Raw genomic sequence first — 24,977 nt, 5'->3', positions numbered from 1 at the left:
GGGTGACGAGTGAAAATTGCCATTCTTTCTCGCGACGGAACGCTCTATTCGTGCAAGCGGCTGCGTGAAGCGGCGGAAGATCGCGGGCACAGCATCGATATCATCGATCCGCTTTCCTGTTATATGAACATCAACCCGGCGGCGCCGACCATTCACTATCGCGGCCGTCAGTTGGAGCGTTATGACGCGGTGATCCCGCGCATCGGTTCCGCCATCACCTTTTACGGCACCGCGGTGCTGCGCCAGTTCGAGCTGCTTGGCAGTTACCCGCTCAACGAATCCGTGGCCATTACCCGCGCTCGCGATAAGCTGCGTTCGCTGCAACTGCTGGCGCGGCAGGGTATCGATCTGCCGATCACCGGCTTTGCCCATTCGCCGGACGACACTGGCGACCTGATCGAGCTGGTCGGCGGCGCGCCGCTGGTGGTCAAGCTGGTGGAAGGCACGCAGGGTATCGGGGTGGTGCTGGCGGAAACCCGCCAGGCGGCGGAAAGCGTGATCGACGCCTTTCGCGGGTTGAATGCCCATATCCTGGTGCAGGAATACGTGCGCGAGGCGCAGGGGCGCGACGTGCGCTGCCTGGTGGTGGGCGGCCGGGTGGTGGCCGCCATCGAGCGGCAGGCGAAGCCCGGCGAGTTTCGCTCCAACCTGCACCGTGGCGGCACCGCCCGCAAAGTGACCATCACCGCCAGGGAGCGGGCGATTGCGGTCAAAGCGGCGAACACGCTGGGGCTGGACGTCGCCGGGGTGGATATCCTGCGCGCCGAGCGCGGCCCGCTGGTGATGGAGGTCAACGCGTCGCCGGGGCTGGAAGGGGTGGAGACCACCACCGGGTTGGACATTGCCGGCATGATGATCGAATACATCGAGCAGCGCGGCCGGCCGGGGTTCCGCCTGAAATCCGGTGGTTGACGGGGCGGTCGGCGCGCTTTTCCCGCCGAGCAATATCTTAATTAGTGAATTAAGCCGCATTGATCGTGGCGTATCGGGTGAATATTCCGTAAGCTATGCGCCTTTTCGCGTTTTGAATATTGTGAGGCTGGTTATTATGGATTCACTCATTGTCCCCGATTTGGCGCTGTTGCGGCGCTGGCTGGATCAGTCGGGCATTTCTTTCTTTGAGTGCGATTCCTGCCAGGCGCTGCACCTGCCGCACATGCAGAACTTCGACGGCGTGTTCGACGCCAAGATAGATCTGGTGGACAACGTCATCCTGTTCTCCGCGCTGGCCGAGGTGAAACCGACCGCGCTGATCCCGCTGGTGGCGGACCTGAGCCAGATCAACGCCAGTTCGCTGACCATCAAGGCCTTTGTCGACATTCAGGACGACAACCTGCCGAAGCTGATCGTCTGCCAGTCGTTGAGCGTGGCGGTGGGCATCACCTACGAGCAGTTCACTCATTTCATGCAGCAGGGCGAAGAGCAGGTCTCGATGGTGATCCTCGAGGCGCGGGCGAACGATCTGCTGTTTATGGGTGACGAAGAAGAGATCCCCGCTGGCGCCGTGCGTCAGCCGATGCTGCACTGATCCTCGCCGTACCTTAAGCATGCCGTCGCTCCGGCGGCATGCTGCCGTTATTCCCCTCCGCAATAAAATATTCTGCACTTTGGCCTTTGCCGCCCGATCTTTCTCGTCTTTTGTGCCGTTAATGGCGTATCACATAGAGAAAAACTGCATAAAAAATCGATAAATGGCGTTTTTTACCCTGGGGGCTGGCGGGTTGCGATGGCAGCGGCTATGCTGCTGATTCTGCAAAGGGCTTGCGATTTCCCTTGTAACCACGCGAGCAGGGCAGTGCAAAAAGGCGCATGCAATCATATGCATAGCCATTCATTTCGCGGTTGCAACGATTGCGCTCAATCAGGAAAGGTTTTGTATCGCTGCAGATACAAGTTCAATTCTATGATTTACCCTGTTTTGGAGGAAGTTACGGATGGTCACCCAACGTAAAAAGTGGTTATCGGGTGTGGTTGCCGGTCTGTTGATGGCCGCGTCCGTCACGGCGTCAGCCGAAGAGAAAACGCTGCACGTGTATAACTGGTCCGACTATATCGCGCCGGATACCCTGGCCAAATTCCAGAAAGAAACCGGCATCAAAGTGGTGTACGACGTCTTTGACTCCAACGAAGTGTTGGAAGGCAAACTGATGGCGGGCAGCACCGGTTATGATCTGGTGGTTCCTTCATCCAACTTCCTCGAGCGCCAGTCGCAGGCCGGCATCTTCGAGCCGCTCGACAAGAGCAAAATGCCCAACTACAAGAATCTCGATCCCGAGATGCTGAAGCTGGTTGCACATAATGACAAAGACAACAAATACGGCATCCCATACCTGATGGTGACCACCGGCATCGGCTACAATGTCGACAAGGTGAAGGCGGCATTAGGCAAAGACGCGCCGGTCGACAGCTGGGATCTGATCCTCAAGCCGGAAAACCTCGAGAAGCTGAAAAGCTGCGGCGTCTCCTTCCTCGATGCGCCGAGCGAGGTTTACGCCACCGTGCTGCACTACCTGGGCAAGGATCCCAACAGCACCAATGCGGCTGACTATACCGGCGCGGCCAACGATCTGCTGCTGAAGCTGCGGCCGAGCATTCGTTACTTCCACTCTTCACAGTACATCAACGATTTGGCTAACGGCGATATCTGCGTGGCGATCGGCTGGTCCGGCGACGTGATGCAGGCGGCCAACCGCGCCAAAGAGGCGAAGAACGGCGTGAACGTGGCCTATGCGATCCCGAAAGAAGGGGCGCTGACCTACTTCGACATGTTCGCCATGCCGGCGGACGCCAAGAACAAAGACGCCGCGTACCAGTTCCTGAACTTCCTGATGAAACCTGACGTGATGGCGGGCATCAGCAACTATGTCTATTACGCCAATGCGGTGAAAGATTCCACGCCGCTGGTGAAGGCCGAGGTGCGCGAGAACCCGAACGTCTATCCGCCGGCCGATCTGCGCGCCAAGCTGTTCACGCTCAACGTGCAGTCGCCGAAGCTGGATCGTGTCATTACCCGCGCATGGACTAAAGTTAAAAGCGGGAAGTGATGATGGGGGGATACCCCCGATCGTCGGTAAACCGGCAGGCGGGCGCTCCCCGCCTGCACTGCTGTTTTGGGCCACGGCACTCGCCGTGGTTTTGTGCCGCTTTACGCCGGAGAGCACCCCGATTGAACGACGCCATCCCTCGTCCTCAAGCCAAGTCGCAGAAGGTCTTCACCCCTCTGCTGGAAATCCGTAACCTCACCAAAACCTTCGACGGGCAGAATGCGGTCGAAGACGTCAGCCTCACCATCTACAAGGGCGAGATCTTTGCGCTGCTTGGGCCGTCTGGCTGCGGCAAGTCAACCTTACTGCGCATGTTGGCCGGCTTTGAACAGCCGACGGAAGGGCAGATCGTGCTCGACGGGCAGGATATGTCGCACGTGCCGCCGTACCAGCGGCCGATCAACATGATGTTTCAGTCTTACGCGCTGTTCCCGCACATGACGGTAGAGCAGAACATCGCCTTCGGCCTGAAGCAGGACAAAATGCCGCGGGCAGAAATCGCCGAGCGGGTGGCGGAAATGCTGGCGCTGGTGCACATGCAGGAGTACGCCAAACGCAAACCGCACCAGCTTTCCGGCGGCCAGCGGCAGCGGGTGGCGCTGGCGCGCAGCCTGGCCAAGCGGCCCAAGCTGCTGCTGCTGGATGAGCCAATGGGCGCGCTGGACAAGAAGCTGCGCGATCGCATGCAGTTGGAAGTGACCGATATTCTCGAGCGCGTCGGCGTCACCTGCGTGATGGTGACGCACGATCAGGAAGAGGCGATGACCATGGCGGGGCGCATCGCCATCATGAACCGTGGCAAGTTCGTGCAGATCGGCGAGCCGGAAGAGATCTACGAGCATCCGAATAGCCGCTTCAGCGCCGAATTTATCGGTTCGGTCAACGTCTTCGACTGCGTATTGCAGGAGCGCCACGACGATGCGCTGATCCTGCAAAGCCCCGGATTGCGCCATGCGATCAAGGTCGATCCGGACGCCTCGGTGGTGGACGGTGTGCCGATCCAGGTCGCGCTGCGGCCGGAAAAGATCCTGCTGTGCGAACAGGTGCCGGAAGACGGCTGCAACTTCGCGGTAGGGGAAGTGGCGCACATTGCCTACCTGGGCGATCTGTCTATTTATCACGTGAAGCTGCACAGCGGGCAGATTATCAGCGCCCAGCTGCAAAACGGCCACCGTTTCCGCAAGGGGATGCCCACCTGGGGCGATGAAGTGCGTCTGTGCTGGGAAACCGACAGCTGTGTCGTGTTGACGGTGTAGCGGAGCCGCTGAGGAGTAACCCATATGACCCTGCTTTCTGAACGCACGCCGGAGCCGCCGGCCAAAACGCCCGGCACCCTCAAGGCGCTGTTCCACCGCCTGCTGATGGCTCACGGCCGCAAGCTGGTGATCGCATTGCCGTATTTATGGCTGACGCTGCTGTTCATGCTGCCGTTCCTGATCGTGTTCAAGATCAGCCTGGCGGAGCTGGCGTTGGCGGTGCCGCCTTACACCGAGTTGATGAGCTGGGTGGACGGCAAGCTGAACATCGCGCTCAACTTCGCCAACTACCTGCAACTGACCGACGATCCGCTGTATATCGACGCCTATCTGCAGTCGCTGCGCGTGGCGGCGGTCTCGACGCTGTGCTGCCTGATCATCGGCTATCCGCTGGCCTGGGCGGTGGCCCACAGCAAGGCGTCGACCCGCAACATTCTGCTGCTGCTGGTGATCCTGCCTTCCTGGACCTCGTTCCTGATCCGCGTCTATGCCTGGATGGGGATCCTGAAAAACAACGGCATTCTGAATAACTTTCTGATGTGGCTGGGGGTGATCGACCAACCGTTGGTGATCCTGCACACCAACCTGGCGGTGTATATCGGCATCGTTTATTCCTACCTGCCGTTTATGGTGCTGCCTATCTACACGGCGCTGATCCGGCTGGATTACTCGCTGGTGGAGGCGTCGCTGGATCTGGGCGCCCGGCCGCTGAAAACCTTCTTCAGCGTCATCGTGCCGCTGACGCGCGGCGGCATCATCGCCGGTTCGATGCTGGTATTCATTCCGGCGGTAGGGGAGTTCGTGATCCCGGAGCTGCTCGGTGGGCCAGACAGCATCATGATCGGCCGCGTGCTGTGGCAGGAGTTCTTCAATAACCGCGACTGGCCGGTGGCTTCGGCGGTCGCCACCATCATGCTGCTGTTGCTGATCGTGCCAATTTTGTGGTTTCACAAACACCAGAACAAGGAAATGGGGGGGCAGGAATGAACAACTTGCCGGTAGTGCGTTCACCGTGGCGCATCGCCATCCTGACGGTCGGCTTTACCTTCCTGTATGCGCCGATGCTGATGTTGGTGATCTACTCCTTTAATAGTTCCAAGCTGGTGACGGTGTGGGCCGGCTGGTCCACGCGCTGGTATACCGAACTGTTTCACGACTCGGCGATGATCAGCGCGGTGGGGCTCAGCCTGACCATCGCCGCCGCCTCCGCCACCGCCGCGGTGGTGCTGGGCGCCATCGCCGCCGTGGTGATGGTACGGTTCGGCCGCTTTCGCGGTTCGACCGGCTTTGCGTTTATGCTGACTGCGCCGCTGGTGATGCCGGACGTGATCACCGGCCTGTCGCTGCTGCTGCTGTTCGTAGCGATGGGGCACGCTTTCGGCTGGCCGTCGGAGCGCGGCATGTTCACCATCTGGCTGGCGCACGTCACCTTCTGTACCGCTTATGTGGCGGTGGTGATCAGCTCGCGTCTGCGCGAGGTGGATCGCTCGATTGAAGAGGCGGCAATGGATCTGGGGGCGCCGCCGCTGAAAGTGTTCTTCGTTATTACCATGCCGATGATTGCGCCGGCGCTGATCTCTGGCTGGATGCTGGCGTTTACCCTGTCGCTGGATGATCTGGTGATTGCCAGCTTCGTCTCCGGCCCGGGCGCCACTACGCTGCCGATGCTGGTGTTCTCCAGCGTGCGTATGGGGGTGAATCCGGAAATCAATGCGCTGGCCAGCCTGATCCTGCTGGTGGTGGGCATTCTCGGCCTGATCGCCTGGTGGTTTATGGCGCGTTCGGAAAAACAACGATCGCGTGAATTACAGCGGGCGGCCCGTAGCTGAATCGTAACAAACCTGCTATTTTTGCAATCAATAAGTATTGCAACTAACTACCTGACTTTACATGCGCCATCTGTATTGGTGGCGCGTCGTAGCGGAACACGGATATGTCAGACATGCTGAAAAGCGGGCAGGGAATGAGATCGACTTCGGATGCGCCGGTGCCGGTGATGGTGGCGGGCACCGCCATGGTGGCGATCAAGTGTATCAGCGTGGTGTTGTTGTTGGGCGAACTGGGCGTCGACGGCGCACAGGAGTTCGTTAACACCAGCGCGCAGGCGTGGGATTCTACCTTTATCTTTCTGGCCGGCCTGATGCTGCTGTGCCTGCAAATCAGCTGTGGCTTTGCGGTGATGCGCGGCCGCAACTGGGGACGCTGGGGCTATGTGGTCTGCCAGTGCATTGTGGTGCTTTACCTGCTGTTGGCCACCATTGGCAGCGTCTTCCCCGAGGTGTTCACCGTGGAGGGGGAAACCAGCGGCCAAATCCTGCACGTTCTGATCCTGCAAAAGATCCCCGACGCGGTGATCCTGGCGTTGCTGTTCGTTCCTGCCGCCAGCCGCCGCTTCTTCACCGTGCGCAAGTGAGATTTTAGGCGTGCGGAGTGGTAAACTCTGCGCCCTTAATTCGTCATCCTGAACTTCACGGTAATCTTCATGCATTGCGCTTTGTATACGGCGGGTACCTGCCGTTCCTGTCAGTGGCTGGAAAAGCCCTATCCGCAGCAACTGGCTGACAAACAGCATCACCTGCACTCGCTGCTGGCCGGGTGCGACGTCGCGCAGTGGCTGCAGCCGATGGCGGGGGAGCTGAGCGCATTTCGCAATAAAGCCAAGATGGTGGTCAGCGGCAGCGTGGAGCGCCCGCTGCTCGGCATGCTGCACCGCGACGGCACGCCGGTCGATCTGAGCGACTGCCCGCTGTATCCCGCCGGCTTTGCGCCGATGTTTGCGGTGCTGAAAAGCTTCATCGCCCGCGCCGGCCTGACGCCGTATAACGTGGCGCGCAAACGCGGCGAGTTGAAATACCTGCTGCTGACCGAAAGCACGCTCGACGGCGGCGTGATGCTGCGTTTCGTGCTGCGCTCGGAAACCAAGCTGGCGCAGCTGCGCGCTGCGCTGCCGTGGCTGCAGCAGCAGCTGCCGCAGCTCAAGGTGATCTCCGCCAATATTCAGCCGGTGCACATGGCGATCATGGAAGGGGAGCGCGAGATCGCGCTGACCGAACAGCAGGCGCTCGAGGAACAGTTCAATCAGGTGCCGTTGTTCATCCGCCCGCAAAGCTTCTTCCAAACCAACCCGCAGGTGGCCGCCGATCTGTACGCCACCGCCCGCGACTGGGTGCGCGCGCTGGGTATCGACAGCATGTGGGATCTGTTCTGCGGCGTCGGCGGTTTCGGCCTGCACTGCGCGCAGCCGCAAACGCGGCTGACCGGCATCGAAATCAGCGCGGAAGCGATCGCCTGCGCGCGCCAGTCGGCGCAGCGGTTAGGGCTATTGCAGGTAGATTTTCAGGCGCTCGACTCCACCCGCTTCGCCACCGCCGAAGGCCAGGTGCCGCAGCTGGTGCTGGTCAATCCGCCGCGGCGCGGCATCGGCCAGGCGCTGTGCGATTATTTGAGCCGGATGGCGCCGGATTACATTCTGTATTCCAGCTGCAACGCCGAGAGCATGGCGAAAGATATCGAGACGTTGCCGGGGTACCGCATCGAACGGGTGCAGCTGTTCGACATGTTCCCGCATACCGCGCACTACGAAGTGTTGACGCTGTTGGTGCGGCGTTTATAAAACATAAGGCCCGGATAACCGGGCCTTAATTGTTTATTGCGGGAACCACTTGTCGTTGATGGCCTTGTAGGTACCGTCGGCCTTGATGGCGTCCAGCGCGGCGTTCAGCTTGGCCAGCAGCGCCTGGTTGTCGGGGCGCACCGCGATGCCGAGGCCGGTGCCGAAGTATTGTGCATCGGTGATGTGCTCGCCGACCGGCGCCAGCTGCGGGTTGGTTTTCAGCCACTCGTTCACCACGGCGGTGTCGCCGAACACGCCGTCGATACGGCCGTTTTTCAGCTCCAGAATGGCGTTCTGGTAGCTGTCGTAAGAGACGGTGTTAATCTCCGGGTGCTTGTCCTGCATGTATTTCTGGTGGGTGGTGCCGTTTTCCATGCCGAGCTTTTTGCCTTTCAGATCCGCCAGTGAGCTGAACTTGCCTTTTTGCGCGATCACGATCGCCGAGTTGGCGTAGTAAGGCTGGGTGAAAGCGACCTGTTTGCTGCGTTCCGGCGTGATGTCCATACCGGAAATCACCGCATCGTATTTCTTGAATTTCAGCGCGGCGATCAGGCTGTCGAACGCCTGGTTGGTGAAGGTGCACTGCGCCTGCATCTGTTTGCACAGCGCGTTGGCCAGATCGATATCGAAGCCGACGATCTGGTTGTTGGCGTCCAGCGATTCGAACGGCGGGTAGGTGGCGGAGGCGGCGAAGCGGATGGTCTCGGCCGCGGTGGCGTTAAAGGTCATCCCGGCCAACATCGTCGCGGCAAGCAGCAGTTTTTTCATGCGTAGAGCTCCTGTCTGGATCCTGAAAGTGATTATTCGCTATCGTTTGTTTTTACTGGTAATCGCCAGAGTTTTTTGCGTGTGCGCCTGCTGATAACCCTGCCATTGAGTGAATTAAAATGCAATATAAATGATTAAATATTGCCGCAGAGATAAAAAAAGCCCCGCACGATGGCGGGGCTCATGGGGAGAGGCGGTCTCAGTTGCGGCGCTCAAACGCCAGCGCGCGGCGCTCTACCAGCCGCATCAGCAGCGTCAGCAGGCCGTTGACGCACAGGTACACCAGGCCCGCGGCGCCGAACACCATGACGTCGTAGGTGCGGCCATACATCAGCTGGCTGTAGCCCATCACTTCCATCAGCGTGATGGTGTAGGCCAGCGAGGTGCTTTTGAACACCAGCACCACTTCGTTGGAATAAGACGATAGCGCGCGTTTGAAGGCGAACGGCAACAGGATGCGCAGCGTCTGCCGGCGCGACATGCCCAGCGCTTCGCACGACTGCCACTGCCCGGCGGGAATGGCGCGCACCGCACCGTAGAACAGCTGCGTGGTGTAGGCCGCGCTGTTCAGCGCCAGCGCAATCATCGCGCACAGCCAGGGCTGCGACAGCAGGTTCCACAGCCACGGGTAGTCGCGGATCGCCGGGAACTGGCCGGGGCCATAGTAGATCAGGAAGATCTGCACCAGCAGCGGCGTGCCGGTGAACAGCGTCACGTAGATCTTGACCAGCGGCGTCAGGATCGGCGTTTTCAGCGTCAGGATCACCGTCAGCAGCAGCGACAGCACCAGCGCGACGATCAGCGCGGCGACGGTCAGGGTTAGGCTGGTATGCAGCCCTTTGAGGATTTCCGGTAAATACTCAATCATCAGACCGGCCCCCGCTCAAAGCGCGTGGCGCGCAGCTCAATGCGTTTGATGACGTATTGGCTGAACAGCGTCACCAGCAGGTAGATGGCCGCCGCGATCACATACCAGGTAAAAGGCTCCTGGGTGCGGGTGGCGATGCTCTTGGTTTGCAGCATCAGATCGTTCACGCTGATCAGCGACACCAGCGCGGTGTCTTTCAGCAACACCAGCCACTGGTTGCCGAGGCCGGGCAGGGCGTGGCGCCACATCTGTGGCATGATCAGGCGAAAGAAGATCGCCGCCTTGCCCAGTCCCAGCGCCTGGCCGGATTCCCACTGCCCCTGCGGCACCGCTTTGAGCGCGCCGCGCAGCGTCTGCGAAGCGTAGGCGGAATAGAGCAGGGCCAGAGCGATCACCCCGCACAGGAACGGACTGACTTCGAAATTGTCGATCGCCAACTGGATCGGCAACTGGAACAGACCGAGGTTGAGGGTAAAGCCGTCGGAGAGCATCAGCAGCAACTGCGACGAGCCGAAATAGATAAACAGCACCACCAGGATTTCCGGCAGGCCGCGCAGCACGGTCACCCAGGCGGTGCCGAGCCAGCTGACCGCTTTCCAGCGGGACGATTCCCATACGGCGAACAGCATCGCCAGAATCAGCCCGAGGATCAGGGCGCAAACGGCAAGGCCGACGGTCATGCCGGCGGCGCTTGCTAAAGGTTGTAATTCATTCATCGGGGCGTATTACTGCTGGAACCATTTTTTGTAGATGGTTTCATAGGTCCCATCCTGCTTAATCTTGTCCAGAGCGGCATTGAACTTGCCCTGCAGATCGGTATTCTTCTGGCGCACCGCGATGCCGAGGCCGGTGCCGAAGTAGTCTTTATCCGTCACTTTGTCGCCCACTGCCGCCAGCGCGTCATTCTGCTTCAGCCACTCGTTGACCACCGCGGTATCGCCGAACACCGCATCAACGCGGCCATTCTTCAGATCCAAAATGGCGTTCTGGTAGCTGTCGTAAGGCACGGTGGTGATTTCCGGGTGCTTGTCGGTCAGGTATTTCTGGTGGGTGGTGCCGTTTTGCACGCCCACCTTCTTGCCTTTCAGCGCCGCCACGTCGGCGATTTTGCCTTTCTGCGCGATGAACAGCGCCGAGTTATCGTAGTACGGCTTAGTGAACAGCACCTGCTTTTCACGTTCCGGCGTAATGTCCATGCCGGCCATGACCGCATCGAAACGCTTGAACTTCAGGCTAGGGATCAGGCTGTCGAACGCCTGGTTGGTGAAGGTGCACTCGGCCTGCATCTCTTTGCACAGTGCGTTGGCCAGATCGACATCAAAACCCTGAATCTTGTTGCCGGCGTCAATAAATTCAAATGGAGGATAGGAGGCTTCGGTAGCGAAACGGATGGTTTCGGCTGCGGAGGCGGAAACGCTGATGCCGGCCAGAACGGCGGCGATTATTAGTTTTTTCATCGCAAAATCCCCAAATTACAGCAAGTTAATTGTTAGTGTGATAAGTAGTTGGCAAACTCGGTGGTCCGTGGCTGCGCAAAGTGGCTGCTGTCGCCTTGCTCCACAACGTGGCCGTTTTCCATGTACACCACGCGGCTGGCGGTCTTGCGCGCCACTTCCACTTCGTGGGTGACGATCACCTGCGTGATGCCGGTGCCGGCCAGTTCGCGAATGATGCTAACGATCTGAGCGGTGATTTCCGGATCCAGCGCCGCAGTCGGTTCATCGAACAGCAGCACCTGCGGTTCCATCATCAGGGCGCGGGCGATCGCCACGCGCTGCTGCTGGCCGCCGGAAAGGTGCAGCGGGAAGCGATCGGCGAAGTCGGTTAGGCGCAGACGCTTGAGCAGCTTGTCGGCGCGCTCCATCGCCTGAGCCTTGGTCAGACCCAGTACGCGGCAAGGCGCCTCGATCAGGTTCTGGACCACGGTGAGGTGAGGCCACAGGTTGTATTGCTGGAAAACCATGCCGACGTTTTGACGCAGTTCGCGAATGGCTTTCTCGCCCGGCGCCTGTTTGAAGTCGAATTGGTTGCCGGCGATCTGCAGTTGGCCCGAACGCGGCATTTCCAGCAGGTTTAGCACCCGCAGCAATGAGCTTTTCCCGGCGCCGCTTGGGCCAAGCAGCACCAGGGTTTCCCCAGCTGGACAATCCAGCGTGATGTCAAACAGCGCCTGGTGAGCGCCGTAATAGCAATTGATACCGTTAAGTTGAATACTCATGCGCCAGAATTGAATAGACATTGATGCCGCAAATGTTAACTTCCACAGAATACTTATGCAATCTTTGTGCGTTAAAATTTATGAGTGTGCGGCGGGAAAGTAAAAGATTAGCACAAGATACCGCGACTCAGGCCGAGGGAGGGGATTTGTGGCGCAGGCTGTGATATCGGTAGCGAAATTTTTTCTATTGGACGAAATTTGAGCTGTTGACTGACGGCGGGGATGACCGACGCGGCAAGCCCGCGTCGGCCGGGGTATCGCGGGTTACTGGTTTTCCAGCACCTGGCGCACGCTGCCGTTGGTGGCGTGTGCTGGAACATTCAGGTAGCGAATATCATCAACCACCCAGCAGGTACCTTCGCGCACCATCAGCACTTCGTCCTGCCAGTTCACGGTGCTGTTGGCGTCTTTTTGATAGCTTAAGTCGACGCGCAGCGGAATGTTTTTCGCATCGGTATTAGGAATGGTCGAGGCGCTGGCGACGGAGGCGCTGCTTGGCCCTTGCGCATTGCCGGAGAACAGATCGCCGGTTATCCGGTGCTTGCCCGGGTTCTGGCCGGCGCTGACCAGATCCTGATACAGCACTTTGCTCAGATAGGGCTGCAGCTGCGCCAGGCGGTTACTGTCCGGCAGGCCGGCGCCCTGCTGGATGTGCAGGTCATAGAACTTTTGCGCGACCGTATCCGGGCCGCCTTCTACACAGCTGCCGCTGCGGGTGCCGATATCCTTGTATGCCGGTTCCACCGTGGTACAGGCACTCAGCAACAGCGCTAAGGGTAAAACAGCCGCAATCGTTTTTGTTTTCATCTTATTACCTTATGTGAAAGTCTCTACCATGAAGACCGATAGCTTACAGTATAAATGCGTTTTTTGGCCTTGCATTCGTACTGCGTGCCATTGATTAAGCGAACATAACGCCAATCTTCTGGTCATAGATACGTTGAATTAATCAAACAAGGAGTTCTGATGCAGCTTTCAACTACCCCGACCCTGGAAGGGTTCACCATCACCGAATACTGCGGCGTCGTCACCGGCGAAGCGATCCTCGGCGCCAACATTTTTCGTGATTTCTTCGCCGGCGTGCGCGATATCGTCGGTGGTCGCTCGGGCGCTTATGAGAAAGAGCTGCGCAAGGCGCGCTTGATTGCGTTCGAAGAGCTGGAAGATCAGGCAAAAGAGCTGGGCGCCAACGCGGTGGTCGGCATTGATATCGATTATGAAACCGTTGGCAAAGACGGCAGCATGCTGATGGTGACCGTCAGCGGCACCGCGGTGAAAGTTAGCCGCTAACGCCATTCTCCGCGCCCCGGCCGTTCCGCCGGGGCGACATCCTGTAGGTTCATCCCACCTTGTGCTGCTCGACGATCGGGCGGTGTTCCTGCGGTTTCACCGGCGCTGGCGCTTGGCGATGCGGCATCGGCTGAACGGGCGGCTGATGGATCTGCGGCGCCGGGGCTGGATGCGGCATGATGCGCGCTTGCGGCACTGCCAACGGGCGTTCTATCGTCGGATGCCGCGTTGCGGCCGGTTCGCGCGTCCCCGGCTGAACGACGTGCGGCGCGACCTGAACCTGTGGCCGCACGGCGGATGGATGCACCGGCGCGACGGCCTGCATCGGATGCGTCTGTACCGGAGCCGCATGCACGGCCATCGGTTGCTGCGTGTGAGGCGCTGCCGGCGCGGCATGCGTGAACGTTGGCATGCTCATCGGCTGCTGTACATGGGGCGCGATGACCGATTGTTGCACGTGCGGCGCGGCCGCTATCGGCTGGGTGTGCGCAAAGGTTGGCAGGGTCATCGGCGCATGGGCCGCAGGCGCGACGCGCGGCTGCGCGTTAGGCGTCGGCGGGTTGAAATGCGGCGTCGGTGCGGCGGTCGTATTGTTGTAGTTATTCACTGTATGAGTGCTGCGATTCACATTGTTCACGTTGTTATATTGATTGATGTTGGTGACGCGATTCACCACGGTGGTGGAATGCGATACGTAGGGCGCATCGCGGTAGACCACCGGTTGGCGTCGATCGTCCCAGCGCATATCCCAGTTGTGCCAGCCGCTGTTGTGCTGATTGAACAATGAGGCGACCGCAATGCCGACACCGAAGCTGATCACGCCGGCCGCCAACATGTCGCCGCCGCTGTAGCCCGAAGGTTGATACCGATAGCTCGGATAGGCTGGGATCGGCGTGCCGTAGGCCACCCAGGGATCGTAATGCGGGACGTAAACCGTATCCGGCTGGCTGGGTTCGATGACGATGGTTTCGCCCGGCGCCGCTACCACGCGCTGGCGATAGGGCTGCTGCTCAACGTAACGGGTGGTGGGGGCCACGACGATGCGCTGCTGCGGGGTGTTTTTCAGCGTGCCTTGGCTGGCCGCCCGTTGACGCATCACCTGAATGGCGTTCATCACGTCGGTGGGATCGTTCAGGTAGGCGCTGCCCAGGGCGGTGGTCCAGGGGATGTTTTTCGCCATTTGATCGAGCACGTCGGGGAATTGCACCAGGCCGCGCACGCTGGGATCCCAGGGCTGAGCGTCGGCCGCCGAGCTGAGCGCCGCCGGTTGCAACCCGCGGTTTTGCGCCAGCCAGGCATCCGCGGCGTTGATTTGGTCAGGATAACCCGCGCCGGCCAACACCTGCGCCAGCAGCTTGTCGGGGAACAGCGCCACCGGGCTGACCAACTGGTACAGCTGGTCGGCAGTCAGCGGCGTATAGGCCGGCGTACTGGCACTCGCGATGGGCGCGGCCGGGGACGGTGCGCTTGCCCCCATCGCGTCAGCGACTTTTTGCCGATCGCAGCCGCTGAGCGGCAGCATGGCGGCACAGAGCAACCAGGACAGATAGCGTGGCGTCAACATGTTCGACTCCGCTCTTTCGGCGCAGATGATACTTTGAGACTATCATGGGCGGGAAAGGCCGCCAGTCGGGAGCAACACTCGCTTGCACATCGGCGTTGTTTGTCATCATTTCTCGACGAACGTGATGATTGGATACAGGTCAATCGCGTCGCGTTACATCTCACGGACGTCAATCAGGAGGATAAGTGAAAATTTGGCCAGGGATCATCGCCGCCGCGCTGTTGGCGGGATGCCAAAATCCGCAGCAGGACACGCTCGTCGATCGTGGCGCTTACCAGCTCGAAACCTTGCATCAGGCGCAGGGCGCCGATCAGCGCATTCGGTTTCTGGTGATGCACTATACGGCGGAAGACTTTCATTCATCGCTGAAAACGCTGACCGATGAACACGTCAGCGCACACTACCTGTTGCCGGCGCACCCGCAGCGCGAACACGGCAAACCGACGGTGTACCGGCTGGTGCCGGAAGCGATGCGCGCCTGGCATGCCGGCGCCAGCGTCTGGCGCGGCCGCAGCAACCTCAACGACACCTCGATCGGCATCGAAATCGTCAACAAGGGGTTCACCCGCAGCATGCTGTTCACCCATTGGCAGCCTTATACGGCGGAGCAGATCGCCGTGCTGATCCCGCTGAGCCGCGACATCATCCAACGCTATGGCATTCAGCCGCAGGACGTGGTGGGGCACAGCGACATCGCGCCGCAGCGCAAACAGGATCCCGGCCCGCTGTTCCCCTGGCGGCAGCTGGCGCAGGCCGGCATCGGCGCCTGGCCGGATGAACGGGACGTGCAGCGGTTGCTGGCGGGGCGCGATCGCCATGCGCCGGTACCGATGGCGCCGCTGCTCGAAAAGCTGGCGCGTTACGGCTACGCGATCGACCCGTCGTGGGATGCACGGCAGCAGCGCAATGTGCTGGCGGCATTTCAGATGCATTTCCGGCCCGACGATGTTCGCGGTAAGCCGGATGCAGAGAGTGAGGCGATTATCGATGCGCTGCTGGTGAAGTACGGCGCGGCGCGTTGATTACAGGCCGTGCAGTTTGCCGTGATCTTTCAGCCAGCGGGCGGTGCGCGCGATGCCTTCTTCCAGCGAGACGATCGGCTGATAGCCCAGCTCTTGCTGCGCGCGGGTGGTATCGAGCGTGAGGTCGAAGTTGAGTTTGGCGACGCCGTAGTGGGTCAGCACCGGCTCCTTTTCGCTTTTGCTGCCCAGGCGCTCCATGCCGCGCGCCATCATGTCTAGCATCGGGTAGGGGACGGAGCGGATGCGGCACTTCATGCCCAAATCGTCGATCAACTGCTGCACCACGGTGCGCAGCGGACGCGGCTGCTGGTTGGTGATGTTGTAGGCGCGGCCGGACGGCGTATCTTCTTTTAGCGTCGCCAGCCACATGGCGTGCACCGCGTTCTCCAGATAGGTCATGTCCACCATCGCCGCGCCGCCGCGCGGCAGCAGCAGGTTGCCGTAGCGTTTGATCATCTGCAGCAACCGCGGCAGCATCACCTTGTCGTGCGGCCCGAACAGGCCCTGCGGGCGCAAAATGGTGAAATGGGTCTGCGGATTGGACAGCGCCAATTGCTGGATCACCTGCTCGCCGGCGGCCTTGCTGCGCGCGAACTCGTTGGCGTAACGCTGCGGGCGAAAGTCTTCGGTTACGTTGCGGTGATGGTGGTAGTCGAAATAGATCGCCGGGGAAGAGATGTGAATGAACTGCGCCACGCCATAGGCCGCCGCCCATTCGCCGAGGCGGCGGGTAGCGCGGACGTTGGCCAGTTCGAAGGCTTCTTCGGTGCCCCAGGGCGAGGTAAAGCTGGAGCAGTGCCACAGCACATCGACGTCCGCCAGCATCGCTTTGGCCTGCGAAGAGATCAGGTTGGTGAGATCGGCATGAATGAACTCAGCGCCCATTTTTTCCAGCAGGCCGCCCATCGCCTGGTTGCGGCCAGTGGCGCGCACTTTGATGCCCTGGCGGCGCAGATATTCAACGGCGTTACGGCCTAACCCACTGGTTGCACCGGTGACCAATACCTTCATAACGGACTCTATTCTCACCCAAAATCGGAATACCGGCGGGCGCTTGCGGCGCTCCCAGCAAATAAGATGCCATTCTTCCGTGATTTCGTGCGCTATGCAATCGGAAAGCCCCGAAGCACAGCGGCAAACTGTGCGGTTGATCGACAAATGAACGGCATTCAGCGCTGTTGGCGGTCCAGGTTCTCGGCCAACGTCGCGATGCGCTTCGCCATGCCGCGAAAAATGAACAGGTGTGCGGGCATCATGGCGAACCAATACAGCAGCCCGCTGAAGCCGGCCGGATGCCACCAGGCGCGCACGTCCAGCGTGCGGCGATCGCCGCGATCGGTAATGGTGAAGCTCAGCCGCCCCAGCCCCGGCGCCTTCATGCCGAACAACAGCGCCAGTTGCCGCAGCGGTTTCAGCGTGATGACTTTCCAACCGTCAATCTCGTCACCCAGCGCCAGGGTCGCGCGCGCCGGGCGGCCATAGACCACGCCGTTGCCGATCATGTCGTCCATGCGGGCGCGGATCCGCCACAGGATATTGGCGTAGAAATAGCCTTCCTCGCCCCCCAACTGCTGCACCGTTTGCCACAGCGCCTGGCTGGAAGCGGCGGTGTCGAGCGAACATCCCGCCTGTTTCGGGTAATAGCCGTAGCCGGGGCGCCAGCGGGCCCGCGCCGCCGGATCGTAGCCCCAGTCGGCGGAATCGACCACCTCCAGTTCGCGCTGCAGCGTGGCGGTGACCGCCTGATCGAAGGTGTGCAGACGTTGCGGGATCAGGGCCTGCAACGGTTTGCCGTCGGCGGGCAGATCGTGCTTCAGGCCCTGGATCAGCGCGCGCGCGATCGGCGTCGGCACCGAGGTGATCAGGCTGATGAACCACACTGAAATCAGTCGCGTCGGCAAGGGGATCGGGATCAGCCAGCGCCGCTTGCCGCTGATGGCGATAAAGCGTTTGAACATATCCTGATAGCTGAGGTATTCAGGCCCGGCGACGTCGAAGATGCGGTGTTCCTCCGCCGGGTGCGCCAGCAGATCGGCAAGGTAAACCAGCAGGTTCTCCAGCGCCACCGGCGAGGACTTCGAGCGCACCCAGCGCGGCGGCGTCAGCACCGGCAGGTTATAGACCATGTCGCGCATCACTTCGAACGCCGCCGAACCGGGGCCGACGATGATGCCGGCGCGCAGCTCGGTCACCGGCACACCGCTCTGGCGCAGGATCTCGCCGGTCAGGCGGCGGGCCGCCAGGTGCGGCGAACTGTCGTCGTTCGGCTGCAGCGCGCCGAGAAAGATCACCTGTTTGACGCCGGCATTGCGTAGCGCGTCGCGCAGGTTTTCCGCCGCCTGGCGTTCCTTCTCGATAAAGTCGTCGCCGTCGCCCATCGCGTGCACCAGATAGTAAAGCGTATCGATTTCCCACAGCGCCGCGCTCAGAGTTTCCGGGCGGTACAGATCGACATACAGGCAGTTGACCTGCGGCCAGTTCTGCTCCTGCAGCCACTCGATGCGCCGCGCGGCGGCGGTAATCTGGTGCCCCTGTTCGATCAGGTGCGGGATCAGGTTCTGGCCTATATAGCCGCTGGCTCCAAGAACCAGTACGCGTTGGGGTGTCATCGGGCCGCCTTGTGCGGTAGAGGATTGGCAGAACGACAGGATGCCAAATTCAGGGTTTAAATGCACATTTTGTATGGGTATAAGTCGGTTGCATCCATCCTGGCGCAGGTTCACACTACGCGCCCCTTATCGCACGAAAAACCGGATGCCATGAAGCTCAATGTGATTTGTTACGCCCTGCTGGGTCTGACGCTGATCGCCAGTTTGTTCTCGCCGCATCCGGTGTGGATGTGGTTGGTGCTGGCCAACCTGCTGACGTTTCTGATCTACGGCGGCGATAAGCTGGCGGCGCGCAAAGGGTGGCGACGGGTGCCGGAGGCGACGCTGTTGCTGTTCGGCGCGCTGGGCGGCTGGTTGGGCGCACTGGCGGCACAGCAGCTGTTTCGCCACAAAACCCAGAAGCAGCCGTTTAAAACCTGGTTCATCCTCAGCGTGGCGCTCAATCTGGCGGCGGTGCTGGGGCTGTGGTACTGGGTTTACGGCCGCTGGATCTTCTGACTACAGCAGCAGCGGCAGAGTCGCGCTGGCGGTGGCCTGCATCGCCTGAGCGTAGGCGGGATCGCGCTGAGTCAGTTCGGCGATCATCAACTCCACCAGCAGCATGGCGCCGACCTTGGCCGGCAGGGCGCCAGCGGTCAGCGGCCCTTCCGGTTTAGCCGCCACCAGCAGCGTATCCGCCATCTTGGCCAGCGGGCTGCGTTGGGTATTGCTGACGGCGATCACGCGTGCGCCGCGCCCTTTGGCCAACGTCACCGCATGCAGCACGTCCTTGGTTGAGCCGGAGCTGGAGATGACGATCAGCAGATCCCGCTCACTCAGCGAGGCTGCATTCATCGCCGCCCGGTGCATGTCGCTGAACAGCTGCGCCGGTTTGCCGAGGCGCAACAGCTTGTAGTGCAGGAAGTCGCCGATGATGGCGCTGGCGGCGACGCCGTAAATCTGCACCGAAGCACAACGTTGCAGGCTATCCGCCGCCTGTTGCAGCGCCTGCGGATCCAACAGCGCGCCGGTATCCCGCAGCGCCTGTACGCTCTCTTCCACCAAATTTTCCGCCGCGCTTTGGCGCGTCGCCGCTTCCGGCTGGCTTTGTTGCAAGCTGAGGGCCAGCGCCATTTTAAATTCGGTATAGCCTTTGCAGCCGAGATGGCGGCACAGCCGTGTGACGCTGGCTTCGCTGGTGGCGCTTTCACGCGCCAGTTCGGTGATGGTCAGGTAAACGGCGCGGGAAGGCTCCGCAAGAAGATAGTTGCCGAGCTTTTGCAGCGTGGGGCTGTACCCCGCCAAATCCTGCCGCAGCCGCAATAACAAGTTGCCTGTATTCATCACGTTACCTTTCTGAGTATTCCCGTTTCTATTGTGGCGGAAAGACGCCGCGGCTCGCCAGTGAAATCGACGGATTGTGAAGCCGATCATCGTTATGAATAAAATTTTCATTAAATTAATTTTAATGTGGTAAAAATTTTCATCATAAAAATGATGTCGGGGGAAAATTTATGTCAACACCAGAATTGCCGCGCTCCGGCGGTTGGTTCGAAAAAGCCCAGCTGTTCGGCAAGTCGTTCATGCTGCCGATCGCCGTGCTGCCGGCGGCCGGCCTGCTGTTGGGGATCGGCGGTGCGCTGTCCAATCCCAATACCGTCGAGGCGTATCCCTTCCTCGATGTCGGCTGGTTGCAAAGTATATTTACCGTGATGGCCAGTGCCGGTGCTATCGTGTTCGCCAACCTGGCGGTCTTGTTCGCGGTCGGCGTGGCGGTGGGGCTGGCCAAAAGCGACAAGGGCACGGCGGGGCTGGCTTCGCTGATCGCCTATCTGGTAATGAACGCCACCATCAATGCGCTGTTGAAAATCAACGGTACGCTGGCCACGCAGAACGCGGGCGCGGTGGGGCAGGGAACGATTCTCGGGATCCAGACGTTGGAGACCGGGGTGTTCGGCGGAGTGGTCATCGGTTTGGTGACCTGGTATCTGCACGGCCGCTATAACAAGATAGCGCTGCCACCGTTCCTGGGTTTTTTTGGTGGCTCGCGCTTTGTGCCGATCGTCAGCTCGCTGGCGGCGATGGCGGTCGGTGCCCTGATGACGGTGGTGTGGCCGCATTTCCAACAGTTGATCTTCGGCATGGGCGGTCTGGTAGACGCCAGCGGCTATCTCGGGACCTTTATCTACGGCTTCGTATTGCGCATGCTCGGGCCGTTCGGCCTGCATCACATCTTCTATCTACCGTTTTGGACCACCGCGCTTGGCGGCAGCGAAGTGATCAACGGACAGCTGGTGGAAGGCACACAACGCATTTTCTTCGCCCAGTTGGCCGACCCGAATACTCAGCAGTTCTACATTGGCACGGCGCGTTTCATGTCCGGCCGTTTTATCACCATGATGTTCGGCCTGGTCGGCGCCTGCCTGGCGATGTACCAGAGTGCGCGTCCCGAGAACCGCAAACGCGTCGGCGGACTGTTGCTGTCGGCGGCGCTGACCTCGTTTCTGACCGGCATCACCGAACCTATCGAATTCTCGTTTCTGTTTGTCGCGCCGGCGCTGTACGTGGTGCACGCGCTGTTCGACGGCCTGGCGTTCATGATCGCTCACATCCTGCATATCACCATCGGCCAGACGTTCTCCGGCGGCTTTATCGATTTCATGCTGTTCGGCGTGCTGCAGGGTGAAGCGAAAACCCACTGGATGTACGTCCCGCTGGTCGGTGTGCCTTGGTTCTTCCTGTACTACTTCACGTTCCGTTTCCTGATCCTGCGCTTCAAATTTAAAACGCCGGGGCGCGAGGCGGAAACTGCGCCGGAAGCGGTGATGACGGGCACCGAACGCTCGCAGCAGGTGCTGGCGGCGCTGGGCGGCAAAGAGAATATCGTCGAACTGGATTGTTGCGCCACGCGGTTGCGCGTGACGGTGAAGCAGAGCCGGTTGCTGGACGAAAGCGGGCTGAAGGCCAGCGGCGCACGGGCGGTTATCGTTCGCGGCAACGGTGTTCAGGTGATCTACGGCCCGCACGTTACCATCATTAAAAACGAAGTCGAGGAGTTGTTGGATTTATGACGCTTTCCATTTTGCAGCAGATTGAGGGGCGCCTGGTGGTGTCTTGCCAGGCGCTGGACGACGAGCCGCTGCACAGCGATTTTATCATGTCGCGCATGGCGCTGGCGGCCGAGCAAGGCGGCGCGGCGGCGATCCGCGCCAACGGCGTCGAAGACGTCAACGCTATCATGCGCACGGTGGCGCTGCCGGTCATCGGCATCATCAAACGCGATTATGCGGGCAGCGACGTCTATATCACGCCGACCCTGCGTGAAATCGATGAGTTGATGGCGGCGGCGCCGCAGATGATCGCGCTGGACGCCACCGGCCACCCGCGGCCGGGGGAGTTGCAGCTGGCGGCGTTGGTCGCCGCGATCCGCGCCAGGTATCCCCGGCTGTTGCTGATGGCGGACATCGCCACTCTGGAGGAGGCGCAAGGGGCCGCCAGATTGGGCTTCGACTGCGTGGGCACCACGCTGTATGGCTATACCGCCGAAAGCCGGGGCGCCCGACTGGCGGATAACGATTTCGGCTTTCTGCGTGCGGTGCTGGCGGCGGTATCGGTGCCGGTCATCGCCGAAGGCAATGTCGAAACGCCGGCGATGGCCGCGCGCTGCCTGTCGCTGGGGGCGCATGCGGTGGTGGTAGGGGGCGCCATTACCCGCCCGCAACAGATCACCCGCCGCTTTGTCGACGCCATCGGCGGGCGATAAGAGGCTCCTCGGCGCACCGGGGAGGGAAATCAGGCGTGCTGCTGAAGAAACTCCCGCCACAGCTCGACCACCCGCTGCAGATCCTGACGGCTGACGTCGAGGTGGGTCAGAATGCGTGTCAGCGGGCCGCTGCTGATCAGCACGCCACGTTCGCGCATCCACGGACCGAGTTTGGCCGCCAGCGCCGGCGGTTGGCGCAGGTACAGCACGTTGGTCTGCGCACCGGGATCGGCGATCTCTACGCCGATCTGCCGCAGCTGTTGCTCCAGCCAGACCGCGTTGTCATGGTCTTCGCGCAGCCGCGCGACGTTATGCTCCAAAGCGTAAAGACCGGCCGCCGCCAGGATGCCGGCCTGGCGCAGCCCGCCGCCGGTCATCTTGCGCCAGCGCAGCGCGCGTTGGATGAAAGCCTCGCTGCCGCACAGCAGCGATCCGACCGGCGCACCCAGTCCTTTCGACAAGCAAATGGTGAAGGTGTCGCAGTATTGCACGATCTCTTTTAGCGGCAGGTTCAGCGCCACGGCGGCGTTGAAGATGCGCGCGCCGTCGATATGCAGCGCCAACTGCCGCTCGCGGGTAAATTGCCACGCCTGCTGCAGGTAGGTCTGCGGCAAGACTCTGCCGCTGATGGTGTTTTCCAGGCTCAGTAGCCGAGTGCGGGCGAAGTGGATATCGTCGGGTTTGATGGCGGCGGCGAGCTTGTCCAGCGGCAGCGTGCCGTCCGCGTCAGCCTCGATCGGCTGTGGCTGGATGCTGCCCAGCACCGCTGCGCCGCCGGCCTCGTATTTATAGTTGTGCGCCTGTTGGCCGACCAGATACTCGTCGCCGCGCTGGCAGTGGCTCAGCAGCGCCACCAGGTTGGCCTGGGTGCCGCTGGGCAAAAACAGCGCCGCCTCTTTGCCCGATAGGCGCACCGCCTCGGCCTCCAGCGCGTTGACCGTCGGGTCATCGCCATAGACGTCGTCGCCGACCTCTGCCTGAGCCATCGTCTGGCGCATGGCGGCGCTGGGGCGGGTGACGGTGTCGCTGCGTAGATCGATAAGCATAGGGTTCCTGCAATATAAGGGAGAGGAAAAGGGTACATGGCATCATATACCCTTTATTTCACCGGGGCAGCTGGCTTAGCGCAGCCAGTTGGTTTTCGCCAGCTCGACCACTTCGTCGCCGCGGCCGTTGATGATGGCGCGCAGCATGTACAGGCTGAAGCCTTTCGCCTGTTCGAACTTGATCTGCGGCGGCATCGCCAGCTCTTGCTTGGCGGTGACCACGTCCAGCAGCGCCGGGCCGGGATGCGCCAACATCTCCTGCAGCGCGCCGTCCAGATCCGACGCTTTTTCCACGCGGATGCCCTTGATGCCGGCGGCGTTGGCGATCGCCGCGAAGTCCGGATTATGCAGATCGGTGCCGTCGGTCAGGTAGCCGCCGGCCTTCATCTCCATCGCCACGAACCCCAGCACGCTGTTGTTGAACACCACGATTTTCACCGGCAATTTGAGCTGCGCCAGCGACAGGAAATCACCCATCAGCATGGTGAAGCCGCCGTCGCCGCACATGGCGATCACCTGTTTATCCGGCGCGGTGGCCTGGGCACCGATCGCCTGTGGCATGGCGTTGGCCATCGAACCGTGGTTGAACGAGCCGAGCAGGCGACGCTTGCCGTTCATTTTCACGTAACGGGCGGCCCACACCGTCGGCGTGCCGACGTCGCAGGTGAAGATGGCGTCGTCGCTGGCGTACTGGCTGAGCTGCTGCGCCAGATATTGTGGGTGGATCGGCTGGTCGTCGTTGGCGGTCGCCAGCCCGTCGAGATCCTTACGCGCATTGCTGTAGTGCTCCAGCGCCTTGTCGAGGAATGCCCGGTCGCGCTTGGGCTCCAGCTGCGGCAGCAGGGCGGTGAGGGTGGTGTGGATATCGCCCACCAGCGCCATATTGACCGGGCAGTGCGCGCCGATGCTGCCGGGGTTGATGTCGATCTGAATGATGTTGGCGTTGGTGGGGTAGAACGCGCGATAGGGGAACTGGGTGCCGAGCAGCACCAGCGTATCGGCGTTCATCATCGCGTGGTAGCCGGAAGAGAAACCGATCAGCCCGGTCATGCCGACGCTGTAGGGGTTGTCCCATTCGATATGCTCTTTACCGCGCAGCGCGTGCACCACCGGCGCCTGCAGCAGCTCGGCCAGCTTGACCACTTCATCGTGCGCGCCGGCGCAGCCGCTGCCGCACATCAGGGTGATGTTCTTCGCCTTGTTCAGCGTTTCTGCCAGCTTGTTCAACTCGCTCATCGGCGGCTGCACCAGCGGCAGCGCCGGGGTATGCCAGGTCAGCGTCGCGTCTTCCGGCGCCATGCGCAGCGCCACGTCGCCCGGTAAGACGACCACCGAGACGCCGCGATTGAGGATCGCCTTGCGCATGGCGATCTCCAGTACGCGCGGCAGCTGTTCCGGGTTGGAGACCAGTTCGCAATAGTGGCTGCATTCGCGGAACAGCTCCTGCGGATGGGTTTCCTGGAAGTAGCCGCTGCCGATTTCGCTGGAAGGAATGTGTGCGGCGATCGCCAGCACCGGCACATGGTTGCGGTGACAGTCGAACAGGCCGTTGATCAGATGCAGGTTGCCGGGGCCGCAGGAACCGGCGCACACCGCCAACTGGCCGGTGAGCTGGGCTTCGGCACCGGCGGCGAAGGCGGCCACCTCTTCATGGCGGGTGCCCAGCCATTCGATGGTGCCCATGCGGTGCAGGCTGTCGCTGAGGCCGTTGAGCGAATCGCCGGTTACGCCCCAAATGCGTTTTACGCCGGCTTGATCCAGCGTTTTGGCGATCAGTGTGGCTACGGTTTGCTTCATGGTTCCCCCAAACATGGTTTGAAAAACGATGTGGACTCGATCCGGTGAGTGGCAGCAGAACAACTGCAAGCATAGCTTACCGGCTGTGGACGAGATGCGGTCAGGAAGGGTAAAGAGCGTAGGACGGGAAGCAGTGTAAC

25 protein-coding genes are annotated in these 24,977 nt (G+C 61.0%); 13 read left to right on the top strand and 12 right to left on the bottom strand.

Translation table 11 applies throughout. From position 1 onward, the window contains the following. The first annotated feature begins 9 nt into the window (after positions 1 to 9). The 8 genes from rimK (at position 10) to rlmC (ending at position 7,913) form a co-directional block, all read left to right on the top strand. Positions 10 to 912: a 30S ribosomal protein S6--L-glutamate ligase gene (gene rimK, locus N6G83_RS10240; RefSeq protein ID WP_025302234.1), complete on the top strand. Its 903-nt coding sequence runs from the start codon at positions 10 to 12 to the stop codon at positions 910 to 912. 136 nt (positions 913 to 1,048) lie between these two features. Next, positions 1,049 to 1,528, top strand: a complete 480-nt coding sequence (locus N6G83_RS10235) for a YbjN domain-containing protein (protein WP_004938666.1) — start codon at positions 1,049 to 1,051, stop codon at positions 1,526 to 1,528. Positions 1,529 to 1,934: 406 nt separating this feature from the next. Continuing rightward, complete coding sequence (potF, locus tag N6G83_RS10230; protein WP_043137777.1) at positions 1,935 to 3,044, top strand: spermidine/putrescine ABC transporter substrate-binding protein PotF; 1,110 nt, start codon at positions 1,935 to 1,937, stop codon at positions 3,042 to 3,044. A 122-nt stretch (positions 3,045 to 3,166) separates the two neighbouring features. Next, on the top strand, positions 3,167 to 4,300 hold the full coding sequence (gene potG / locus N6G83_RS10225) for a putrescine ABC transporter ATP-binding subunit PotG (RefSeq protein ID WP_043137773.1): 1,134 nt from the start codon (positions 3,167 to 3,169) through the stop codon (positions 4,298 to 4,300). 24 nt (positions 4,301 to 4,324) lie between these two features. Next, entirely contained in the window at positions 4,325 to 5,287 is a 963-nt protein-coding gene (gene potH, locus N6G83_RS10220; protein WP_038629107.1) for a putrescine ABC transporter permease PotH, read from the top strand. After that, positions 5,284 to 6,129, top strand: coding sequence for a putrescine ABC transporter permease PotI (gene potI, locus N6G83_RS10215; RefSeq protein ID WP_151428723.1), 846 nt, complete (start codon positions 5,284 to 5,286; stop codon positions 6,127 to 6,129). The genes potH and potI overlap by 4 nt, the downstream gene beginning before the upstream one ends. A 104-nt stretch (positions 6,130 to 6,233) precedes the next feature. After that, positions 6,234 to 6,713 (top strand): YbjO family protein, encoded by a 480-nt coding sequence (locus N6G83_RS10210; protein WP_049205956.1) that lies wholly within the window; start codon positions 6,234 to 6,236, stop codon positions 6,711 to 6,713. Positions 6,714 to 6,782: 69 nt separating this feature from the next. Next, the gene (gene rlmC, locus N6G83_RS10205) at positions 6,783 to 7,913 is read left to right on the top strand and encodes a 23S rRNA (uracil(747)-C(5))-methyltransferase RlmC (protein ID WP_197770833.1); all 1,131 of its coding nucleotides are present in this window, start codon (positions 6,783 to 6,785) and stop codon (positions 7,911 to 7,913) included. Between the two features lie 33 nt (positions 7,914 to 7,946). On the opposite strand, the gene artJ (N6G83_RS10200) is transcribed toward rlmC, so the two are convergent. From artJ (N6G83_RS10200) to N6G83_RS10175, 6 genes are all read right to left on the bottom strand, one after another. Next, the gene (gene artJ / locus N6G83_RS10200; protein ID WP_015377297.1) at positions 7,947 to 8,681 is read right to left on the bottom strand and encodes an arginine ABC transporter substrate-binding protein; all 735 of its coding nucleotides are present in this window, start codon (positions 8,679 to 8,681) and stop codon (positions 7,947 to 7,949) included. A gap of 199 nt (positions 8,682 to 8,880) precedes the next feature. Next, positions 8,881 to 9,549 carry an arginine ABC transporter permease ArtM gene (gene artM / locus N6G83_RS10195; protein ID WP_033637817.1) on the bottom strand — a complete coding sequence of 223 codons (669 nt, stop codon included), beginning with the start codon at positions 9,547 to 9,549 and terminating at the stop codon, positions 8,881 to 8,883. After that, positions 9,549 to 10,265, bottom strand: a complete 717-nt coding sequence (gene artQ / locus N6G83_RS10190) for an arginine ABC transporter permease ArtQ (protein ID WP_025159684.1) — start codon at positions 10,263 to 10,265, stop codon at positions 9,549 to 9,551. The genes artM and artQ overlap by 1 nt, the downstream gene beginning before the upstream one ends. Positions 10,266 to 10,274: 9 nt before the next feature. Beyond that, positions 10,275 to 11,006: an arginine ABC transporter substrate-binding protein gene (gene artJ, locus N6G83_RS10185; protein WP_260515266.1), complete on the bottom strand. Its 732-nt coding sequence runs from the start codon at positions 11,004 to 11,006 to the stop codon at positions 10,275 to 10,277. A gap of 32 nt (positions 11,007 to 11,038) precedes the next feature. Then, entirely contained in the window at positions 11,039 to 11,767 is a 729-nt protein-coding gene (artP, locus tag N6G83_RS10180; RefSeq protein ID WP_016928352.1) for an arginine ABC transporter ATP-binding protein ArtP, read from the bottom strand. A 264-nt stretch (positions 11,768 to 12,031) separates the two neighbouring features. Continuing rightward, positions 12,032 to 12,574, bottom strand: coding sequence for a lipoprotein (locus N6G83_RS10175; RefSeq protein ID WP_043137760.1), 543 nt, complete (start codon positions 12,572 to 12,574; stop codon positions 12,032 to 12,034). A 159-nt stretch (positions 12,575 to 12,733) separates the two neighbouring features. Between N6G83_RS10175 and N6G83_RS10170 the strand changes: the two genes are divergently transcribed. Then, the gene (locus tag N6G83_RS10170; protein WP_004928400.1) at positions 12,734 to 13,057 is read left to right on the top strand and encodes a heavy metal-binding domain-containing protein; all 324 of its coding nucleotides are present in this window, start codon (positions 12,734 to 12,736) and stop codon (positions 13,055 to 13,057) included. A gap of 49 nt (positions 13,058 to 13,106) precedes the next feature. Here the strand turns inward: N6G83_RS10170 and N6G83_RS10165 are convergent, their stop codons facing one another. Beyond that, complete coding sequence (locus N6G83_RS10165) at positions 13,107 to 14,621, bottom strand: DUF3300 domain-containing protein (RefSeq protein ID WP_260515264.1); 1,515 nt, start codon at positions 14,619 to 14,621, stop codon at positions 13,107 to 13,109. A gap of 185 nt (positions 14,622 to 14,806) precedes the next feature. On the opposite strand from N6G83_RS10165, the gene N6G83_RS10160 reads away from it, so the two are divergent. Further along, positions 14,807 to 15,643, top strand: coding sequence for an N-acetylmuramoyl-L-alanine amidase (locus N6G83_RS10160; protein WP_049205968.1), 837 nt, complete (start codon positions 14,807 to 14,809; stop codon positions 15,641 to 15,643). On the opposite strand, the gene N6G83_RS10155 is transcribed toward N6G83_RS10160, so the two are convergent. After that, positions 15,644 to 16,654, bottom strand: a complete 1,011-nt coding sequence (locus N6G83_RS10155; protein WP_004928393.1) for an NAD-dependent epimerase/dehydratase family protein — start codon at positions 16,652 to 16,654, stop codon at positions 15,644 to 15,646. A 158-nt stretch (positions 16,655 to 16,812) separates the two neighbouring features. Beyond that, a complete protein-coding gene (locus N6G83_RS10150; RefSeq protein WP_043137748.1) occupies positions 16,813 to 18,252 on the bottom strand; it encodes a DUF2867 domain-containing protein in 1,440 nt (479 codons plus the stop codon). 150 nt (positions 18,253 to 18,402) lie between these two features. Here N6G83_RS10150 and N6G83_RS10145 point away from each other — a divergent pair, with 150 nt between their 5' ends. After that, positions 18,403 to 18,750 carry a DUF1294 domain-containing protein gene (locus N6G83_RS10145; RefSeq protein ID WP_197832211.1) on the top strand — a complete coding sequence of 116 codons (348 nt, stop codon included), beginning with the start codon at positions 18,403 to 18,405 and terminating at the stop codon, positions 18,748 to 18,750. On the opposite strand, the gene N6G83_RS10140 is transcribed toward N6G83_RS10145, so the two are convergent. Then, positions 18,751 to 19,578, bottom strand: coding sequence for a MurR/RpiR family transcriptional regulator (locus tag N6G83_RS10140; RefSeq protein WP_025302249.1), 828 nt, complete (start codon positions 19,576 to 19,578; stop codon positions 18,751 to 18,753). Between the two features lie 167 nt (positions 19,579 to 19,745). On the opposite strand from N6G83_RS10140, the gene N6G83_RS10135 reads away from it, so the two are divergent. Beyond that, the gene (locus tag N6G83_RS10135; protein ID WP_025302250.1) at positions 19,746 to 21,302 is read left to right on the top strand and encodes a PTS transporter subunit EIIC; all 1,557 of its coding nucleotides are present in this window, start codon (positions 19,746 to 19,748) and stop codon (positions 21,300 to 21,302) included. Next, complete coding sequence (locus N6G83_RS10130; RefSeq protein ID WP_049205972.1) at positions 21,299 to 21,994, top strand: N-acetylmannosamine-6-phosphate 2-epimerase; 696 nt, start codon at positions 21,299 to 21,301, stop codon at positions 21,992 to 21,994. The genes N6G83_RS10135 and N6G83_RS10130 overlap by 4 nt, the downstream gene beginning before the upstream one ends. A 29-nt stretch (positions 21,995 to 22,023) precedes the next feature. Here the strand turns inward: N6G83_RS10130 and ltaE are convergent, their stop codons facing one another. Then, positions 22,024 to 23,040: a low-specificity L-threonine aldolase gene (gene ltaE, locus N6G83_RS10125; RefSeq protein ID WP_260515261.1), complete on the bottom strand. Its 1,017-nt coding sequence runs from the start codon at positions 23,038 to 23,040 to the stop codon at positions 22,024 to 22,026. Positions 23,041 to 23,115: 75 nt separating this feature from the next. Beyond that, on the bottom strand, positions 23,116 to 24,837 hold the full coding sequence (gene poxB / locus N6G83_RS10120) for a ubiquinone-dependent pyruvate dehydrogenase (RefSeq protein WP_260515260.1): 1,722 nt from the start codon (positions 24,835 to 24,837) through the stop codon (positions 23,116 to 23,118). Between the last annotated feature and the right edge of the window lie 140 nt (positions 24,838 to 24,977).

Source organism: Serratia sp. PL7 (assembly GCF_945957435.1).
The sequence above is the reverse complement of the archived record's forward strand: the minus strand, read 5'-3'. Positions and strand labels throughout refer to the sequence as shown.

Coding starts and splice junctions, on each gene's coding strand:
- potH (WP_038629107.1), top strand. CDS start 4,325: ATGACCCTGCTTTCTGAACGCACGCCGGAGCCGCCGGCCAAAACGCCC.
- poxB (WP_260515260.1), bottom strand. CDS start 24,837: ATGAAGCAAACCGTAGCCACACTGATCGCCAAAACGCTGGATCAAGCC.
- N6G83_RS10165 (WP_260515264.1), bottom strand. CDS start 14,621: ATGTTGACGCCACGCTATCTGTCCTGGTTGCTCTGTGCCGCCATGCTG.
- artJ (WP_015377297.1), bottom strand. CDS start 8,681: ATGAAAAAACTGCTGCTTGCCGCGACGATGTTGGCCGGGATGACCTTT.
- N6G83_RS10235 (WP_004938666.1), top strand. CDS start 1,049: ATGGATTCACTCATTGTCCCCGATTTGGCGCTGTTGCGGCGCTGGCTG.
- rlmC (WP_197770833.1), top strand. CDS start 6,783: ATGCATTGCGCTTTGTATACGGCGGGTACCTGCCGTTCCTGTCAGTGG.
- N6G83_RS10150 (WP_043137748.1), bottom strand. CDS start 18,252: ATGACACCCCAACGCGTACTGGTTCTTGGAGCCAGCGGCTATATAGGC.
- artM (WP_033637817.1), bottom strand. CDS start 9,549: ATGATTGAGTATTTACCGGAAATCCTCAAAGGGCTGCATACCAGCCTA.
- artP (WP_016928352.1), bottom strand. CDS start 11,767: ATGAGTATTCAACTTAACGGTATCAATTGCTATTACGGCGCTCACCAG.
- N6G83_RS10155 (WP_004928393.1), bottom strand. CDS start 16,654: ATGAAGGTATTGGTCACCGGTGCAACCAGTGGGTTAGGCCGTAACGCC.
- artQ (WP_025159684.1), bottom strand. CDS start 10,265: ATGAATGAATTACAACCTTTAGCAAGCGCCGCCGGCATGACCGTCGGC.
- potI (WP_151428723.1), top strand. CDS start 5,284: ATGAACAACTTGCCGGTAGTGCGTTCACCGTGGCGCATCGCCATCCTG.
- artJ (WP_260515266.1), bottom strand. CDS start 11,006: ATGAAAAAACTAATAATCGCCGCCGTTCTGGCCGGCATCAGCGTTTCC.
- N6G83_RS10210 (WP_049205956.1), top strand. CDS start 6,234: ATGTCAGACATGCTGAAAAGCGGGCAGGGAATGAGATCGACTTCGGAT.
- ltaE (WP_260515261.1), bottom strand. CDS start 23,040: ATGCTTATCGATCTACGCAGCGACACCGTCACCCGCCCCAGCGCCGCC.
- N6G83_RS10145 (WP_197832211.1), top strand. CDS start 18,403: ATGAAGCTCAATGTGATTTGTTACGCCCTGCTGGGTCTGACGCTGATC.
- N6G83_RS10130 (WP_049205972.1), top strand. CDS start 21,299: ATGACGCTTTCCATTTTGCAGCAGATTGAGGGGCGCCTGGTGGTGTCT.
- potF (WP_043137777.1), top strand. CDS start 1,935: ATGGTCACCCAACGTAAAAAGTGGTTATCGGGTGTGGTTGCCGGTCTG.
- N6G83_RS10170 (WP_004928400.1), top strand. CDS start 12,734: ATGCAGCTTTCAACTACCCCGACCCTGGAAGGGTTCACCATCACCGAA.
- N6G83_RS10175 (WP_043137760.1), bottom strand. CDS start 12,574: ATGAAAACAAAAACGATTGCGGCTGTTTTACCCTTAGCGCTGTTGCTG.
- N6G83_RS10135 (WP_025302250.1), top strand. CDS start 19,746: ATGTCAACACCAGAATTGCCGCGCTCCGGCGGTTGGTTCGAAAAAGCC.